This is a genomic window from Spirosoma luteolum, from assembly GCF_054778875.1.
The window spans coordinates 316,939-334,758 of record NZ_BAAGZE010000005.1 but is presented as its reverse complement, the minus strand read 5'-3'; the positions used below and the strand labels follow the sequence as shown (position 1 = coordinate 334,758).

Annotated in this window: 16 protein-coding genes; 6 read left to right on the top strand and 10 right to left on the bottom strand. The window is 57.7% G+C overall.

Features of this window, described 5'->3' with window-relative positions:
- Positions 1-139 precede the first annotated feature (139 nt).
- Both ACYVAC_RS09065 and ACYVAC_RS09060 read left to right on the top strand, forming a co-directional pair.
- Entirely contained in the window at positions 140-1,456 is a 1,317-nt protein-coding gene (locus tag ACYVAC_RS09065; RefSeq protein WP_461097306.1) for a glycoside hydrolase family 2 TIM barrel-domain containing protein, read from the top strand.
- Between the two features lie 92 nt (positions 1,457-1,548).
- The gene (locus tag ACYVAC_RS09060; protein ID WP_461097305.1) at positions 1,549-1,809 is read left to right on the top strand and encodes a hypothetical protein; all 261 of its coding nucleotides are present in this window, start codon (positions 1,549-1,551) and stop codon (positions 1,807-1,809) included.
- Between the two features lie 17 nt (positions 1,810-1,826).
- Here ACYVAC_RS09060 and ACYVAC_RS09055 read toward each other — a convergent pair whose 3' ends face one another.
- From ACYVAC_RS09055 to ACYVAC_RS09040, 4 genes are all read right to left on the bottom strand, one after another.
- Positions 1,827-2,393, bottom strand: coding sequence for a pentapeptide repeat-containing protein (locus tag ACYVAC_RS09055; protein ID WP_461097304.1), 567 nt, complete (start codon positions 2,391-2,393; stop codon positions 1,827-1,829).
- A 12-nt stretch (positions 2,394-2,405) separates the two neighbouring features.
- Complete coding sequence (locus ACYVAC_RS09050; RefSeq protein ID WP_461097303.1) at positions 2,406-3,848, bottom strand: MOP flippase family protein; 1,443 nt, start codon at positions 3,846-3,848, stop codon at positions 2,406-2,408.
- 102 nt (positions 3,849-3,950) lie between these two features.
- Positions 3,951-6,323, bottom strand: a complete 2,373-nt coding sequence (locus ACYVAC_RS09045; protein ID WP_461097302.1) for a T9SS type A sorting domain-containing protein — start codon at positions 6,321-6,323, stop codon at positions 3,951-3,953.
- Between the two features lie 39 nt (positions 6,324-6,362).
- Positions 6,363-7,370, bottom strand: a complete 1,008-nt coding sequence (locus ACYVAC_RS09040; RefSeq protein ID WP_461097301.1) for a T9SS type B sorting domain-containing protein — start codon at positions 7,368-7,370, stop codon at positions 6,363-6,365.
- Between the two features lie 121 nt (positions 7,371-7,491).
- On the opposite strand from ACYVAC_RS09040, the gene ACYVAC_RS09035 reads away from it, so the two are divergent.
- From ACYVAC_RS09035 to ACYVAC_RS09020, 4 genes are all read left to right on the top strand, one after another.
- The gene (locus tag ACYVAC_RS09035; protein WP_461097300.1) at positions 7,492-8,265 is read left to right on the top strand and encodes a 4'-phosphopantetheinyl transferase family protein; all 774 of its coding nucleotides are present in this window, start codon (positions 7,492-7,494) and stop codon (positions 8,263-8,265) included.
- 88 nt (positions 8,266-8,353) lie between these two features.
- Positions 8,354-9,310: a hypothetical protein gene (locus tag ACYVAC_RS09030; protein WP_461097299.1), complete on the top strand. Its 957-nt coding sequence runs from the start codon at positions 8,354-8,356 to the stop codon at positions 9,308-9,310.
- 75 nt (positions 9,311-9,385) lie between these two features.
- Positions 9,386-10,258 (top strand): alpha-1,2-fucosyltransferase, encoded by an 873-nt coding sequence (locus ACYVAC_RS09025; RefSeq protein ID WP_461097298.1) that lies wholly within the window; start codon positions 9,386-9,388, stop codon positions 10,256-10,258.
- 36 nt (positions 10,259-10,294) lie between these two features.
- Positions 10,295-10,945 (top strand): acyltransferase, encoded by a 651-nt coding sequence (locus ACYVAC_RS09020; protein WP_461097297.1) that lies wholly within the window; start codon positions 10,295-10,297, stop codon positions 10,943-10,945.
- On the opposite strand, the gene ACYVAC_RS09015 is transcribed toward ACYVAC_RS09020, so the two are convergent.
- From ACYVAC_RS09015 to ACYVAC_RS08990, 6 genes are all read right to left on the bottom strand, one after another.
- A complete protein-coding gene (locus ACYVAC_RS09015) occupies positions 10,932-12,110 on the bottom strand; it encodes a glycosyltransferase (RefSeq protein WP_461097296.1) in 1,179 nt (392 codons plus the stop codon). The genes ACYVAC_RS09020 and ACYVAC_RS09015 overlap by 14 nt on opposite strands.
- A 34-nt stretch (positions 12,111-12,144) precedes the next feature.
- A complete protein-coding gene (locus ACYVAC_RS09010) occupies positions 12,145-13,605 on the bottom strand; it encodes an O-antigen ligase family protein (protein WP_461097295.1) in 1,461 nt (486 codons plus the stop codon).
- A gap of 24 nt (positions 13,606-13,629) precedes the next feature.
- Entirely contained in the window at positions 13,630-14,823 is a 1,194-nt protein-coding gene (locus ACYVAC_RS09005; protein ID WP_461097294.1) for a glycosyltransferase family 2 protein, read from the bottom strand.
- 20 nt (positions 14,824-14,843) lie between these two features.
- Positions 14,844-15,767, bottom strand: coding sequence for a glycosyltransferase family 2 protein (locus ACYVAC_RS09000; protein WP_461097293.1), 924 nt, complete (start codon positions 15,765-15,767; stop codon positions 14,844-14,846).
- Positions 15,746-16,930: a sugar transferase gene (locus ACYVAC_RS08995; protein WP_461097292.1), complete on the bottom strand. Its 1,185-nt coding sequence runs from the start codon at positions 16,928-16,930 to the stop codon at positions 15,746-15,748. Before ACYVAC_RS08995 ends, ACYVAC_RS09000 begins: the two co-directional genes overlap by 22 nt.
- 124 nt (positions 16,931-17,054) lie before the next feature.
- A complete protein-coding gene (locus tag ACYVAC_RS08990) occupies positions 17,055-17,570 on the bottom strand; it encodes a response regulator transcription factor (protein WP_461097291.1) in 516 nt (171 codons plus the stop codon).
- Positions 17,571-17,820: the final 250 nt, after the last annotated feature.

Sequence of the window (17,820 nt, the reverse complement as noted above, 5' to 3'; positions counted from 1 at the left end):
GAGGAACCGCCCGGCTGTTACATAATTCCCGATTATGCCCTAAACGGTAGTGGCCCGAAACGACCTGGCTCGTACATTTCTGGTTGTATAGGCCCCGCTGGGTGGCCCGCCCCGGCTGGCGGCTATAACTCCTTACGCCATGATGCATCGCTACTTCACCTGGCTGTTCTTGCTCCTGCTGTTGCAAACTACGGGTTGTCAGGATGCAAAAACGAGCCGACGCGTACCCGCCAATGCTCCCGTAACGATTGAACAGGGGCCAGCCGGTGCCGTACTGCTGCGGCACGGCAAACCGTACTTCATCCGGGGCGCGGGTGGTCGCCGAAACATGGAGCGGGCGGCCCAGTGCGGCAGCAACTCGATCCGCATCTGGGATGATCTCGACGCGGGTCCTATACTGGATCAGGCCGACCGGCTGGGACTGACGGTGATGCTGGGCCTATGGGTCGAACGCGAAACCGACGGGTTCGACTACAACGATCAGGCCGCCGTTGACCGGCAGATGGCCCGCATCCGCCGAACGGTGCTCCGGTACCGGAATCACCCGGCGCTGCTGATGTGGTGCGTGGGTAACGAATGGGCCCAGGATGCCACCAATTTTGCCGTGTTCGACGAGGTTAACCGCATTGTGCAGGTAGTACACGAACTCGACCCCGGCCACCCCGTTACCACGGCGATCTCCCCCGATAGTGGCCGATCGATCTGGCTGGTGCAGGAGCGCTGCCCCGATCTGGACATTCTGTCGGTCAACGCCTACGGCATCATGCCCAAACTAAACCAGTTTCTGCACGAGGGTGGCTGGCGCAAGCCTTACCTGATGTCGGAATATGGCGCCGAAGGGTACTGGGAGCGCCCGCTCACTCCCTGGAAAACACCCATTGAGCCCACCAGCCAGGGCAAAGTCGAATTTGTGCGTCGACTTTATGGGCAATTCATTGGCGCCCGGCTGCCCAACTGCCTGGGTGGGTATCTGTTCTTCTGGGGTGTAAAACAGGAAGAAACCCACACCTGGTACAGCCTGTTCGATGAAGAAGGCCGCGAGACGCCCCTCGTTGGGCTGGCGCAGACGCTCTGGACGGGTAAAGGGCCCGCCAATCAGGCCCCCATCGTTACGGCTATCGCGGTCGATGGGCAACCCCGGAGTCAGGCGTCGTTTGCCGTTACCGACCGGCTGCACCAGGCACGGGTGCTGGCCCGCGATCCGGATGGCGATACGCTGACGTACCGCTGGGAAATCAAGCCAACGGCGCAACGCACGGCCGATTACATCGATACGGCCCTGCAACCCCTGGGTGGCCTGATCGACGCGCCCGGCTCGGCTGCGGTGCGCTTTCGGATGCCGGCCCGGCCGGGATTCTACCGGCTGTTTGTGGCGGTCTACGATCAGCACAATCACGTTGGTACGGCCAATGTAGCGTTTCGGGTTACGCCCGCGCCAGTGGCCGGACGGCCCTGACGGCAATCCTCTGTCTGCTACCGAAAAACCTTCGGTTATCCGGCGGGTTGGTAGAATAAACCCGCCGTGCGGGTGGCTGACCGGACCCTGTTATGACGCTTGCCAGACTTGCTTCGCTGCTGACGCCCCTCGTCCTGTTTTCGGGCATCGGGCTCCTGATGATCGGCTACGGCTTTATTACCTGGGGGCAGGAGAATAACGTGCTGCAGTTCCTGTTCGGCATTCCGCTATGGCTGGGGCCACTGGGGCTGCATGGGTGTATCCGCCGATTTACCCGCTTCGACACCGGGCAGATCTGGCTTGTCGAGGGGCTGTTGGTAGGGCTGGCGGTATATGGATTCTTGCGGTCGTGAGGCTCCGGAACCGGTCCTTACTCCCGAATAACCAAATCGTACCTGGTCAGCAGGCCGGGCAGGCTGTGCAGCGCAAACCGGGCTTTCCTGAGTTTGTTGCTGGTAGGGTCGATGGCGATGTTGACCGACGTGTAGAAATCGGCCTGCGTCAGGTTCGAGTCGTCAAATTTGGCCTGGGCCAGATTACAGTGAGCAAACACAGCGCCCGTCAGGTCGCAGCCAACGAAGAGCGTACCCTGAATGGAGCAGTGGTCGAATTGGGCCTTGCGAAGTTTTCGGTCGGTAAACAGCGCGTAATCGAGCAGGCAGTGCGCAAAGTCGACGTGAAATGCGAAGGGGTTGCAGCGTCCGAAATCGACACTTTGCAGGCTACAGTGGTCAAATACCACATCGTTGAGCTGGGTGCCGGCCAGCTCAGCACCTGTCAGGGTACAGCGTTCGAACCGGCAATCGATCAGGGTGGCACCGGCCAGTGCCCGTTTCCCGGGTTCGAGTGAACGAAAGGTACAGGCCTCGAAGGTGTGCCCGGCCCAACTGGCCGGCAGCAGATCGGGCGTGTCGAAAACGGTGGAGAGGTGATCCATGTGGGACGGCAATCAGGAAAGTAATGACTGTCGGTACGCTTTCAATTCGCTGAACGATAGTTTGAAACGCAGCGTGAGCAGCCCGTAGGTCAGCCCGCCCAGAATCACTTCAGCCGCCGTATGAATGGGCCCCTCGTAACCGACGAACTGCTTGTAGAGGTACACGACTCCCACCATCACGAGGCAGAACACGGTGGGCCAGGCAATGTTGCGCAGGAATTCGCCCATGAAATCGCCGATCAGGTAGTGCACAACGGCGAAGTTGGCGGCTAGATTCAGGAACGTAGCCAGCAGAAACGCCATGGCAATGCCCGTAACGCCCCAGTAGTGCCCGAAAACGTACACCAGCGGCAGTTTCACCACCAGCGTAACGAGGTTGAGGTAGAACAGCAGGTTGGGTTTGCCCTTGGTGAAGGCCAGGGTAAAGAGCGGGTGACTGAGGCAGGTGAAAATGCCGACAAACACAAAAATCCGGATCAGCTCAACGGTTTTGTCCCAGCCGGGGCCGTAGAACAGGGGCACCACACTTTCGGCGGTGATGAACAGGCCCGCCAGCAGCGGCATGTTGCAGTAGCTGACAAAGTCCAGAATTTTGAGGTACGAGTTTTTCAGGTCGGCCGCGCTTTCCTTCATCTTGGCCAGAATGGGGTAGGCTACCTGCAGAATAATCGGGTTGAGTTTGGTGATCGGAAAAATCGACAGCTGGTAGGCAATGGTGTAGTAGCCCAGCAGTTTCACGCCCAGCATCCCGCCGATAAAAATGTTGTCGGAGTTCGACTGGATAAAGCCCAGCAGCCCCTCGCCCAGGTTGAACAGCCCGAAACGCAGGTGCTCGCTGATGTTGCGGGCGTCGAAGCCGAGCATGGGCAGAAAAAATGGCAGCCCGAAAATGACCTGAAAAATGGTCTTGACGGTCTGGTTGACGAGGGAGCCGATGATGAGCGATAACTCCTGAAACCCGTTGTAGGCCAGCGTTACCGTCACGACCGAGCCCAGCACTGTACCGGCAATGTCGATAATGGCCACCGAGCGGAATTTGAGTTCTTTCTGGAGCAGAAAGAGGTAGAGCTGCCCGAAATAAACGATCAGGAAGTAGTACGACGAGAGTTTGATAACCCGCTCCAGCTTCGGCTCGTGATAGAACGATACGATGAGTGGGGTACTCAGATACACGATCACGAAAATAATGGCGCCCACAATCAGGTTCAAATAGTAGAGCGTCGACAATACCTTGCGGTCGCTTTCCTGCTTGTAGATAATGGAGTTGGAGAAGCCGAGGCTCGAAAAAATGGTGAAGAAACCGATGATCAGGTTACTGATGCTGACAATACCGAAGTCGGTAGGAGCCAGCAGACGGGCCAGTACAGCAACCTGTCCGAACTGGAACACGGTCGATATCACGGTGGCGATCGTGATCCATTTGCCACCGTTCATGGCCTTGGCTTTATTACTCATTGGGGCGAATTAAACGTAGCAGTCAACGTGAAGGGTAAACCCGGTCTGGCGTTTGCGACAGCGATACTACAAGCTATTGACGGGATTCGCATCGTTCCGTAATCAATGGCTGCGGATAATTTTTCGAACGGTGCGGCTGGTTCCCTGCCGTACCTCCACAAAATAAATGCCGTAGGGTAAGGCGGTAAGCGTAAGTTTTGCCCGCAGCGCCGTTTCGGGCTTTTGCAGATGCTGCACCACATGCACCCGGCCCGTATTATCGAACACCCGAATGTCGACGGCCTGTTCGCTGGCGTTGGTCAGCAGCAGATCCACGTAGTCGGTGGTTGGGTTCGGGAAGAGCTGCAGGGTCGAGAGGTCGCTGGTTGTCGTTTCGGTAAGGGGCGGGCCGGCGCCGGGCATCACGAAGACGGGGGTTTCGCTCACCGTGATCGGAATGGTGCCGGTTTTGCTGACCAGCCAGCTGCGCATCATGGCGCTGCGCCCCGCCGTCGGGATGCAGAGCTGCACGGTATCACCGGCCGCCACGGGCAGGTTCACCGTACCGGTGCGGCCCCGTTCGTCGCCAATGAGCAGCACGTAGGCCGCCTTCGCTTCATTGCGCATGCGCCGGCCACCCGCCGTGATCGGCACATAGCGATCGACGATAAGCCCCGCCGGACCGCCCGTGGTGGCTACGGTATCGCTGAACTGGTAGCCACTGAGCAGCTGGTTGGCCTGCCGCAGAAAGTCGGCCGCGGGCTTGCGGGTTTTATCGCCGTTGAGCAGCCCCATCGAGCTGAACTGGATCGGGTTGGCCGGGTCTTCGTCGTAGAGCTGGTAGAAAAATAGCCGGTCGATACCGACGCGGGTGTAGAGCAGGGCTGTACGCAGTATCCAGTCGGCCTGGGTTTGCTCGACCGATTTACCCCCAACCCCAATGGCCCGCAGCGGGCTGCCGGGATTGGTGTCGTAGCCGGCTTCGGTAATCCAGACGGGTCGGTCGCCGGCCAGATCGTGGGCTACCCTGACAAAGGCGGCTGCCTGCTCACCCACGCCCGACACTTCGGGGGCTGCCCCGCGTTCGGAGCCGCCCCCCTGCGACGACCGGGCGTTATTGGCATACAGGTGCTGGTTCATGACATCCCAGCAGAGATCGATGCTGCCATCGGGCCGGTAGCCCCGAAACTCACGGCACCAGTCGATCATACCCCGGATGTAGTCGGTGGTCGATGCGGCCAGGCCACCCACCACTACCTGCATGGTGGGGTCGGCGTTTTTAACGCCCACGCCGGGCCCCAGGGTGTTTTTGTGGCCGTCGTAAAAAGCCGACAGGTTGGCGGCATATTCGCGGGCCGTCTGGTAGGCTTTGCGGCCCTTCCAGGTTTTGTCGCGTTCGTTGTCGCATTCGAGGTAGCGGATGAGCCCCAGCCCGATCTTTACGGTGTTGAGCCCCGCCCAGGTCTTGACCGGACTCACGCTGACAAGCGCCGGATCGACGGTTTTGGTGTGGCCATAGCGGGCTGCGTATTGAAACGCCACGCGGGCCTGTTCGATATAGGAAGCCGGCTGGCTCAGGTCGCGCCCATAGGGGGCCGGCACGTTTTCGTAATCGCGCTGCCCCTCGGGATACGTGTTTTCCATCCATTTCGGAATGGTTTTCAGACAGGCCAGCACATCGATGCCTTCGGCCTGCAGCCGCTCGTAGAGGATGTCGTAGTTCCAGCTGCCGCTAAACGTAGGGTTGAATGTATACTGCCCCGGCGTCGATTCGAGTTTCTCCCAGTCCATATAGTGCCGGATAGCCGAAAACCCTTTGAGCGCTTCCAGCCGCGACTCGTCGATCTGCCAGGGCGAGCTGGCGTCTTCCAGGTTCCATTCGAAGGCATTGACCCCGATAGCCTGCCGGAATGGGGTGGCCCGTGCCGGCACGGGGGTGGGGGCAGGGGGCGCCGTATAGGTGCCATACAGCTCCAGCTCGGTCGGAAAGGCACCGGCCGTGCTGATGACCAGAAACCGAACATTGGTGGCGGGCGTGGCCAGGGTAAACGCATCGGGCCGGGCCGGATCGGGGCCAACCCACTGATTCTCGGCTTCGCCCGTAAAGCGCGCAATCGGTATCCGTTCCCAGGTATCGGTGATGACCGACAGAATCAGGGGGGCGTCGATATGGCTGCCGCTGCCATCGAAAAAACGGACCCGGTCGATGGTGAGCTGCTCACCGGCCAGCAGGGGGTAGTACGCATCGTATCGCTTCAGCAGCAAGTCGTTGCCCGTCTGGACGGGCGCGTCGGTCCTGCCGTCGAACAGGCCGGTCAGCCCGTTGCTGACGTTGTTGAGCTGGTACCAGCGGGCCGGATCGATCGGCAGCTGCCCGGGGTTCCGGCCCGGCGTGGCTGCCTGCATACGGGCGCGGGCTTCGATCCGGTAATCGGATCGGGTCGCAAACGCCAGCACCAGTAACAGCAGGGCACCCGTTCGGATCTTGTTTTTCATAGCGATGATGTACTTGACGTTGGGTTAGCGGATTCAGGATTAGCGGATCAGTACGACCCGACCGAATTGTTGCCGGGCTGGTTCGGCCGGATTGGCTCCGGAAAGCCGATAGCTGAGCTGCCACGAATAGGAGCCGGGCGCGCAGGGAAGGCCACTGGCCGTACCATCCCAGGCCTGATGCCGTGCGTCGCCCCGATAGAGCACCGCACCCCAGCGGTCAAAAATCGTCAGGGTGCCCGATTCGGCATTGGGTAGCGCCAGCCGGAACACATCGTTTACCCCGTCGTTGTTGGGGCTGAACGCATCGGGTATGCCCGCTGGTGTGGGCGCACAGGCTCCGCACTGCCGCAGCTGCAGGTCATCGAGCGCCAGGTCGTTGCCGCAACCGGCCGACCCCTGGTTGTTAATGAGCTTGATAACCACCCCGTCAATCGAGGCTGGTAACGTAAATACGGTAGAAAAGCGCTGCCAGACGGGTGTGCTACTCAGCGGAATAACGCCGACATCGATCGTCTGAATTTCCGTGCCGTCGGCGGCTTCTACGCGCAGTGTCAGGTTGGGCAACAGGGGGTTGGTGCAATAGCCGGGCTTCAACAGGTTGACGCACCAGACCGACAGCTCGTAGGTCGTCTGGCTGCATAGCCCCGACGCCGGTTGCACATACACGTCGCCCGCGCCATACGAGCCATTGGCAATCATCATCAGCCCCCCCTCATCGCCTGGCGTATGATCGTCGGGAATGGCGTGCCAGAGGCCGTCGAAACAGCGGCCATCGATGGTCGGAGCCAGGGCATACTGCCCGTCGTTGGGGCAGGTGGCCGACACCAGTGCGTAGCGGGTTCGATCGTTAAGCACCGAAGGGGCCGTCCGCTGGCCAAACGATTCGTAGAGTACCGTCCGGGCCGTAGCGTCGGGACAGTTGGGGCCTGCGGAATGGGTTACCTGCCGAAATCCCCCCGTCAGCAGGAGCAGCGCAACGCCGACCAGGCTGCGAACGCCACGGCTGACGCTTTTTTTTTGCTTACTTTGACGGGGCGCGGCACACATGGATTCTATTTTGACGATCGGTCAACCAGACCGTCACGGCTAAAATACGGTAAGCCCGAACTTATTCGCTGTGAATCCAGCAGTTGTGTGCGCGCCGGCGTCGAGTCATGGCCATCAATATATGTCAGCTCCTGTCTGTATAATCACCTGCCAGACCCTGCCCGTTGTCGACTGGCAACCCGCTGGCGAACCAATCCAGGCCGGCCCGGCCGTGTGGCGGCTGGCAGTTCCGGCCACCGATGAGCTGCTGGCGGAAGCACAGGAACTGTTTACGGCCGGCGAACGGGACCGGGCCGACCGCTTCCGACAAGCCGCCGATCGTCGGCGTTTTTTGCTTGGCCGGCTGCTGGCGCGAAGCCTGGCCGGAGCTTATACCGGCCAGCCAGCGGCAACCGTCGAACTGGTAACTGGCCCACAGGGTAAACCCGACCTGAATCCGGCGCTGGGGTGGCACCTCAACCTGTCGCACGCCGGCAACTGGGTCGTACTGGCCCTGGACCGGCAGCCGCTGGGGGTCGATGTGGAGTGGTGCCGCCCCGATCTGCCCCTCGATCTGATGGTAAGCAGCAGCCTGCAGCCGACCGAACAGGCCGTTGTGGCCCGGAGCAGCGATCCCACCGGGCAGTTCTACACCTACTGGACCCGGAAGGAAGCTTTTGTCAAAGCCACCGGACAGGGGTTGCCGGATACCTTTCACGAAATATCGGTGCTGGATGGCGTCAATTTGGCCCCGGCCGCCCTGCTGACACTGGGCCAGAACTGGCTGGTGCGTAGCTTTACCGTCGAGCCCGGCTACCCGGCCGCGCTGGCTACCAGCACAGATACGACCACTCCCGCTTTTCTGACTATTTCGCCAACCGACCTGATGCACAGCGTGAGTAGGGCAATGCCCTGAAAAAAGGGGTGACTTCGCTCCGTTAACCGGGTCATATAGATGACTGGTTCGTTATCAATCCGTCGATCACGCAACACATCCGTTGTCCATGCAACGCCTGCTTCTTAAGTTTCTTTACGTTATTGCCGCTGTCAAGTATCCCCGTATTCGCAAGGATCTGCGGTATTTTATCCGCGATAATTACTTCAGCCGACTCAACCAGCTTTGGTTCCTGTCGGCCGATTATGTAACCAAGGAACCCTATAAGGTTATCGATTACCACGGCGAGTTCGACCAGGAACTGCGCTACGTGTTGCCCTTTGCCTACTGGCATTTCCAGAACGGAACGCTGAAACAAACCATCTCCTGTACGGATACGGGTGTATTCTACTTTTTCAGCCCCGACCATGTAGAGGCCCACCCCAAACGGGTCTGGCAGGCGGGTTACGACTATTACGACGTTCCGAACATGACCCACAGCCCCACCTTCGACTATTCGAAGTGGACGCGGGTGCCGCTTAAAAAGCACTACGCCAACAATCGGTTCGTTTACGACAAACCCCTGCTGGTGATTGCCAACAAATACAACATCGAATGGGATGGTCCACCGCGGAACTTTCTGGATATTCCAACCCTCGACGCCATCATCAGCCGCTGTAAGGCGAAGTACCAGATCGTTTATAACCGCCCTCTGTCGTCGCAGATCGTGCTCGATAACAGCGAGATCATGGACCTGGGCGAGCACGAATGGCTGCGGACTACCCACCCTGAAGTGCTGCAGCTGAACGATCTGTTTGCCGAGCATCGCGATCAGGTTACCAACTTCAATCATCTGCAATTGCTGGTGTACGCCAACGCCGACCGTTTTATTTCGATGCACGGTGGTACGGCGGCTCTGGCGAGTTACTTCGAAGGCACAAACATCATTCTCTCAAAACCCGGTGGCGGTATGGAGCATCACTTCGATGAATACCGCACGATTTTTCCGGCGCTGTCCGGCGCCCGGATTATGCACGCCCGAACTGCCGACGAAGTGCTTCGTTTTGTCGACGATGTCTATGCCTGACCCGGTTAACCGATCTATACCCCGGGGAGCCGTTTATCGTCGGGGCTATTACTTTCTTTTTCTGTCCGTATCTGTATGGTAATTGCCCGAATCACCAGTGGCCTTGGCAACCAGTTGTTCCAGTACGCATTGGGGCGCCATCTGGCCAATACAAACCAGACGTCGCTGTATCTCGATCTGAGTTATTATCGGCAAACATACGATACCGATACGCTGCGGCTGTTCAAGCTCGATCGTTTCGCGACCGATTACCGGTTGCTCAACACATCGCCCCTGGTCTACGCATCCAAACTGACCCGATTACTCCCCAACCGTACGCTGAAGCCACTGGCCGCTTACGTGAAAGAGCCCCACTTTCACGTCGATCCAAGTGTGCAGCAGGCCCGGGCCGCGATGGTTATTCTGGATGGGTTCTGGCAGTCGGAGCGCTACTTTGCCAACAGTGTCGGGGTGCTCCGGCGCGAACTGATGTTCCGGCGAACACCCGGTCCGGCTTTTGAGAACTTCCGGCGGCAAATCGCCAGTGCTGCGGTGCCTGTTTCGGTCCATATCCGTCGGGGCGACTATGTGAACCACCCCGAATTCAGCCAGTCGTTTGGGTTTCTGGGACTGGAATACTACGAACGGGCACTGGCGCAGCTGCTCACGCGCTTCCCGGGAGCTACTTTTTTCGTTTTTAGTGACGAACCAGCCTGGGTTGCGGCTAATTTACCGTTACATAGCCCGCATGTGTTCGTCCAAAACACCGGTCTGGATGCCGATGTCGACGACCTGCAGCTGATGAGCCTTTGCCACCACCATATCATTGCCAACAGTTCGTTCAGCTGGTGGGGCGCCTGGCTCAATCCACGACCTGATAAAGTTGTGCTGGCTCCGCAGTACTGGTTTCGTAACAAGCCCGACTGGGATACGGTTGATTTGATACCCGATACCTGGGCTCGCGTTTAACGCTAATTTCCTGCCGTTCGATTTACCCCAACCCATATGAATCTGAAACAGTATGTTGATGACCGGCCAGCCCTGAAGCGGTTTGTTCATCGGTTGTTGATTCGACCCGAGCAGGCCCGCCCCCGGCAATGGGTAAGCTGGCTGGTCAACCCGATGATCCACAAAAAGCACTCCTCGGCCCGAATCCGGTCGACGGTGCGGCTCGACGTGGTTCCGTTCAACAACTTTACGGTGGGGGCAGGCAGCACCATCGAAGACTTCAGCGTGGTCAACAACGGCGTGGGGGAGGTGCATCTGGGTGTCAACTGCCACCTGGGCCTCAGCGCCGTGCTGATCGGCCCGGTACACATGGGCAATAACATCATTGTGGCACAGCACGTCGTACTGTCGGGGCTCAATCATGCCTACGAAAATGTTGACCAGCCCATCCGGCAGCAACCGGTGCTGACTAAACCGATCGTGGTTGAGGACGACTGCTGGATTGGGGCCAACGTAGTGATTACGGCCGGGGTAACCGTGGGTCGTCACTCGGTGGTAGCGGGCGGCAGCGTAGTCACCCGCGATGTACCGCCTTTCTCCGTAGTAGGCGGCAATCCGGCGCGAGTGTTGCGGTACTACGACCAGAGCCAACAGCGCTGGGTCTCGACTTCGCCGGGCAAGGTGGAGGAAGTAGTTACAACTGTCTGAGCACCGCTTCAAACTCAAGGGCCCGGTGAGCCCATGAATTGCTCCGTGCTATGGCAACCCGGGCTTCGCGCCGGGTTGCGCTCCTATCGGCAAGCGCCCGGCGCAGCGCTTCGGCAAACAGGGCGGGCGTATCGGCCAGTTCGACAACGCCTTCAAACTCCGTCAGAATCGAAAAAGTGGTCGACACTACGGGGAGTCCCCCGGCCAGATACTCGTTTAATTTAAGCGGGTAAATGGTATAGGTGTGTGCATTCCGGACGTACGGAATGATGGCCACCGTCATCTGGGCGAGGAGGGCCGGCAGTTGCGCTGGCTGGTGGGGTGGTATAAACTCGACGTTAGGGTAAGGCAAAAGCCGCTGCGTTACCCGGGCTTCGGGCACATCGCCCACAAACCGGAACAGCACGTCGGGCAATGTACGGACGCAGTGCTCGACCAGATCGATGTCGATCCGATCGTCGGCAATACCCACATACCCGATAACGGGCCGGGTGGGCGGGTTGGCTTCGGCCAGCTCCCGGGCCTGGTGGAAAAGGTTGAAATTGACCCCATTTTTAACGCAGAACGTACGGGGCTGTATCGCCGATTTACTTTGCCTCAGGGCTTCAGACGTGGTTATTACGGCGTCGACCTGGCGCATGTATTCGGGCTCGTAGCGGCTGCCGTGTCGCCCAATCCAAGCGCCTACCGTGATTTCGTCGAAACAGTAGTAGATGGTGCCGGCCTCGTTGAGTTTGCCCAGCATGGGCAGGCCAAAAACAGGATTCAGGCCATTGACGACCAGTGGTCGCTCCATACCCAGCTTTTTCATGACCCGCCGGAGCCCCTTAACGAGCTGCCCCACGTTGCGCTGAATCAGACGATCGTGCGGCCCGGCCGAGAGCCAGTTGATGGGCAACATAACCGGCGGCTGCCACACGTAAACCGATGTATTGTTGGAAAGCTGTTTGGTAGTCAGGGCGTGGGCGCGGGTAGTCAGCGGCTTCACCGGCACGGGTTGACGCTGCAACAGCCCCATGGCCAGGTCTTTCAGGGTGTACTGATAATCGACGTACAATACCCGATGGCGAACCGCCAGTTCGGACATAAGCTGGACAATGGCTTTCTGGAAATCGCCTTCCCAGGGGGTTTGGCCAACGCAAATAATACTATCAAAGTTTTCCATGGGTAGGTACGGGGGGCAGGGGTAACGGACTGGCCTAAGCCGGAGACGGCCGGTTGGGCTCGGGCTCAGGCGTATCCCACCGGTAGCAGGTGGTAAACAGTACGGAGGTAATGCCGAGCATCGTACTGGTTGGGAACTGGCCCAGCGTAGGGTTCGAGTAACTCATCAGCGCGATACCGATGAAATCGGCCAGGAAAGCAATCATCATGGTGGTGAGCCACGGGTCGCGGAGCTGCCAGACCCGCCAGGTGCCGATACCGATGATTGAGCCAATCATAAGCAGATACAGCACCATGCCTACCACGCCTGTTTCAATCCAGAGTTCGACGTACCAGCTGTCGGGCGGAATCTGGGCCGCGCCGTGTGTGGGCGAGAAACGAGCGCCCATGGCCCCCGATGTGCCCAGCCCGGCCCCGAAGGGCAGATTGGCCATGTACGATTTTAGTTTATTCTGGTTTTCCAGTCGCACCATAAACGAGGCATCCTCCTTGGGGTGCAGCGCCGTTCGGATGCGGTAGATCTGGTATACCGAGTCGCCGATATGGGTAAACATCAGGATGGCCATGATAGGCGCCATAATGGCTACGCCCCAGATCATGTTCGACAGCTTGCGCCGAAGCACCAGGTAAGCCGGAAAGCCGCCAATCAGTACGAACAGGGCACTGCGGGTGCCCGACAGTGCGTAGGCCCAGAAGAGGATCAGGGCCAAGCCGATAAAGAATAGTTTGCGGGGCCAGGTGCGCGAGGCTGCCACCAGAATCAGACAGATCAGGGTAACGCCGGCCATCTCTCCCCCAAACTGGGATGCATCGGAGTAAAACGAAAAACACCGCAGCTGACCCCACAGAATGTGGGTTTTGGCAGCTCCTTCGGCCAGCCATTTAGCCTCGGCCGCGGCCAGTCCGATATACTGCTGTTTGTAGGCCCAGAGCGCCCCGAAAAACGACCAGAAAAGCCAGATGCGCAGCAGCCATAAAATTTCCCGGCGCGAAATCGGGTTGACCAGCACGATAATCGACAACAGAAACCAGTTGAGCGAAAAGGAGCGAACCTTGAAAAACCAGGCTACGTGGTTCGGCACTTCAGGATTGAAAAACTCAAGAATGGTGTAGAACAGCCAGGCTGTCAGGAGGTAAAAAATGGGGGTGCGCAGCCGTGTCCAGTCCATGCGTTTGCCATGCATACACACGCTCACGAATGTCAGCACCAGTATGCCATCCAGCGAAAGACCCAGGGGCAGATCGGCCGGAATAAAGCGCATGAAGCTGATGGCGAAGCTGAGCGTAATGTAGATGGCCAGCCCGATCTTGGGTTCGGCCAGAATACTGCCCACCACAATGAGCGCGACCGGGATGGCAACAATGGCGACTCCGCCCAGCATACCGAAGGTGCCGATGAGCCAGCCCGCCAGCAAGGCAACCAGCGTGCCCAGCAACCCGTACGCCCAGCGGCTGTCGCGCAATTGATCGGTAAGGTATGCCAGTTGTTCAGCCATAACGAGACGAAGGGTGTTGCGCGCTTAAACGGCCCGCCGGGATTTCTCCCAGACACCCGATAGATTACCGCGTTTATACCGCAGAAATCCGGCCAGTACGCATCCATTCATAAAAACGAAATAAAACGGTACAAAGGTAAGTTTCCAGCGGGTTTGTCGGTTTTCGAGTTGATACCCTACGGCAGCCACTGCATAAAAAAGTACTTGACCCAGCAGCATGAGCCACCACAAACCCGCGTTGGGCTGGATGACGAGCAGCAGGTTGAGCAACAGCAGCAAGGGTAGGCAAAAGGGCGTCACGGCCCAGCGCAGCACCCGGTGCGAAACGTACTGAAAGCTCAGCCACCCATACCGGAACACGTTGAACAGGGGGCGCAGCCGCCGAATGGCCTGGAAGCCACCGGCCGCAATCCGGACTTTCCGCTTGGTTTCTTCGCCTACCGACTGCGACGGGCGTTCGAGAGCGTAGGCATCGGGCGCATAATCGACCCGGTAGCCCCGCTCGGCAATCCGGAGCGAAATAATGAAATCGTCGAGCAGTGTATCGGCTTCAACGGGCTCGTACAGGGCCGTCCGGATGGCAAACAGTTCGCCAGCGGCCCCCACGATGGTATGTAGCAGGGCGTCCATTTTTTTCAGGAACGACTCGTAGCGCCAGTAGAGCCCTTCGCCACTGCCCGCTGCCGATTCTTTGCCGGCCACGCTGATGCGTTTCTCGCCCGTTACGGCCCCCACGTCGGCAGGGCTGAATCGCCGGACAATCCGGCTCACGGCTTCGATATTGAGTTGCGTGTTGGCGTCGGTGAAAATGGTCAGGTCGGTGTTGACCAGGGGCATGGCCCGGTTGATGGCCATAATTTTCCCGAGCCGTTCGGTACCTGACTGAACCTGTAACTGGGGTAGGGCTGCCTGACGGGTGGCCAGGTATTCGGCCGATCCATCGGTCGACCCTTCCACCACGAAGAGGAGCGTCATCAGCTCGGCCGGGTAGTCCTGATCGAGGCAGTTCTGCAGCTTCTGGGGCAGGTAGTCGCGCTCGTTATACGCCGGAACAACCATGGTTACCGTGGGTAACCGGGTTGGCATGGGCGATTCGGGGCGGGGCGGTCGGAGTTTGACCAGTAGCCAGATCAGCAGGCCGTAGCCGGCATAGGTGTAGAACACAAGGAAGGCCAGGATCCAGAAAAGCAGACCGGCAAGCGTATAGACAAGTTGCATTAAACGAACCGTAGGTTAAGCTAAACGGGTGATGTGCTGGTGCTGCGAAAATTCCAGAGCACCCCCTGCACAAAGGCCCGGGCGTGGGCCAGCTTACCCCGGATGGCGTAGGTAAACAGATGCTTGGGAATAACACAGGCCGCAAAAAACAGATAAAACACCATTTTTTCGACCGTCGAACAGTGCCGGCGCATGTACAGGATCCGGTTGCGGGTCAGGTAATACGTTTTCAGCGTGCTGTGTTCACCGACCGACATCGACTCCTTGTGCAAAATGTAGGCCGAAGGCTGGTAATAGATGAGGTAGCCCGCTTCCCGGATCCGGGCCGACCAGTCGAGCTCTTCGTAGTAGAGAAAAAATCGTTCGGCAAACCGCCCCACCCGATCGACCACGGCGCGTTTGACCAGCATGGCGCAGCCATGGGCAAAATGAGTCGGGCCGGGTGTATTATACGCGGGCGAATCGGGTTGCTTGTAACCAACCGCCACGGCAGTGCCCGTCAGCATGTTCATCGGGTTATAGCCGGCATACTGTACCAGATCCGGATCACTGTAGAATCGTATCTTGGGACAGGTAACGCCGATGCGCTCGTCGGTCTCGAAAGGGCGCAGGAGCTCGGTCAGCAAGTCGGGATTCAACTCCGTGTCGTTGTTGACAATGAACAGATAGTCGCCCCGGGCCGCGGCAATGCCCAGATTGTTGCCCCCCGTGAACCCCAGATTCTGCTCGCTTCGGATCAGGCGAAGCCGGGGGAAGGCATCGGTCTCGAGGCAGCTGGCCAGCGCCGGCTCCGAGGCATTGTCGACGACAATAAGCTCATAATTGGTGTGCGTAAGCCGGTCGGCCGACGCCAGAAACAGGCGGGTCAGTTCGGCCTGATTATAATTAATCGTGATAATGGACACCAGCGGCTGGTTTTCCATTACACGTTTTCCTTCTGCCATAGGGTGAAGAACGTCTTCCAGATAATGTACATATCTGTTTTGAAGGAGAACGTCCGCGCGTACTCGATATCGAGTTCGATGCGCTCCTTATCGGTAACCGGGCCAACCCCCCGTGCTCGTTTCTTGACCTGCCACAGGCCCGTCAGGCCGGCGGGTCCGGCAAAGCGCTGGGCCGATTGATTGGACGTAAGTTTCTCGGCTTCGTAAAGCGGCAGCGGGCGGTTGCCAACCAGCGACATATCGCCCAGCAGAATATTCAGGAGCTGCGGCAATTCGTCGATGCTGCTGTTACGCAGAAACGTGCCCAGCCGGGTGATGCGGGGGTCGTTGCGAAACTTCATGAACTTGGCCGCACCTTCGGTTTCGAGTAGGTATTTTTTCTCACAGATCACCTCATGCTGATCGAATAAAGGCTGCTGGCAGGCAATACCCCGCATCCGGCACTCATCGCACCTGAATTCAAGGCCATTGGCTACATTTTCAGTGTCGTCCGATTTTTTGGCATATATATTGTGGTCCTTGAGCTCCTTCAGTAAGGCATCGGCCATCACCTTCATCGTACGAAATTTATACATATTGAAGATGGTAAAATTGCTGCCGGCCCGGGGTGATTTATAAAGAACAGGTCCCCGTGAATCAAGTTTAATCAGGATAGCCACCAGCAGCAGGAGTGGCAGCAGCAGGAGCAGGGCGGTCAGCGAGACGGCAATGTCGATGCCGCGCTTCCACCAGGGAAGCGAGAAGTTGTACTGATTATGAGCTGATTCCGTGTGTTCGAGCGATAGCACGGTTGCATTCAGGTCGAGGTAATAACTTATTTTTGACTGCAGCTGTTCCGTGTTATCGGTCAGATCGAGCAGGTCTGAAGCGCCGGTTTCCAGCGCTACTTTAACCGGTTTTTTATTCATTCCGCCACAGCTTATCAAAACGGGGACATGGTTGAGGTAGGGGTCCCTGCGGATCAAGGTAATGATGGGCGATGCGTTGTCGCTATCGGTAATGACGAGGCCCAGCGAAGGGCGACTGGCAAGCCATTTACCCACTTCGCCCGCGTTGTCACGCCGGACAACGACGCCGGTCGATTCCGCGAGGGCGTGCAGGCGACTTGCCGTTAGGTTATCTTTCTCAACGAGGAGTAGGCAAAAAGCACGGGTATTATTCACACAAACGAACTTATATTAACTATAAGGGTACCGTTTTGTGCAATTACCTGGCACGCGATTTGCTTTTTCTGTCGGGGAGGAACGACAGACAACCTGGCTTAAGCGTATGGATTGACGCTAGCGACTAAGCACTTTGCTTCAGCGCATTGCCTCTGAACAGAACCGACAGCACGCGCGACCGTTGTTGCCAAAACGACTTAATTTCGGGCAATAATCGCGCCGAAACCGGGCGTTCGTGCTCTTCTGCCTGATATACCGGACTGGCAGCCCGCCGAAGTACGGCCTGGATTTTGGCTTTTACCTCGAGTGGATTGAAGGGTTTGGTGGCAAAATCATCGGCTCCATGCTGCAGGCATTTGATGCGGGTATCGCTGTCTGTAGCGCTGGACAGGATCAATACAGGAATATGGCGGTTAATTCGGCTAGTTCGTATAAGTTTTGTCAAGTCCAGTCCGTTAAAGAAAGGTAGGTCGAGTTCGGTCAGCACACAATCGAAACGATTGCCTTGAGTAAGCATGCGTGCTGCTTCTGGCCCGGTATTTGCTACAGTTATTGTGAAGTCGTCTTTCAGGTTTTGTACAAGAATTCCGGCGATAAACGGATTTCCGTCGACGATGAGTAAAGTGGCTTTAGTTTTCATTGATGTACGGCTGTATCTGAACGTATTTGATGGGTTAGCTACTTTTTAGACTATAAGGGCATGATAAGGTTACGGCTTTGATCTGATAAAGCCGTGGCCGTTTTTTTGTATACAACCATTCGTAGGACGGTACATAATTCTATAGATTTACTAGTAAAGCTTTCTTGTTTTTGCTGTAACTGGCTAATAGTCAGTTTTTTGTGTTATACGGTATGCTAAGTGTATAGTCAATTTTAATGAGTATTTATAC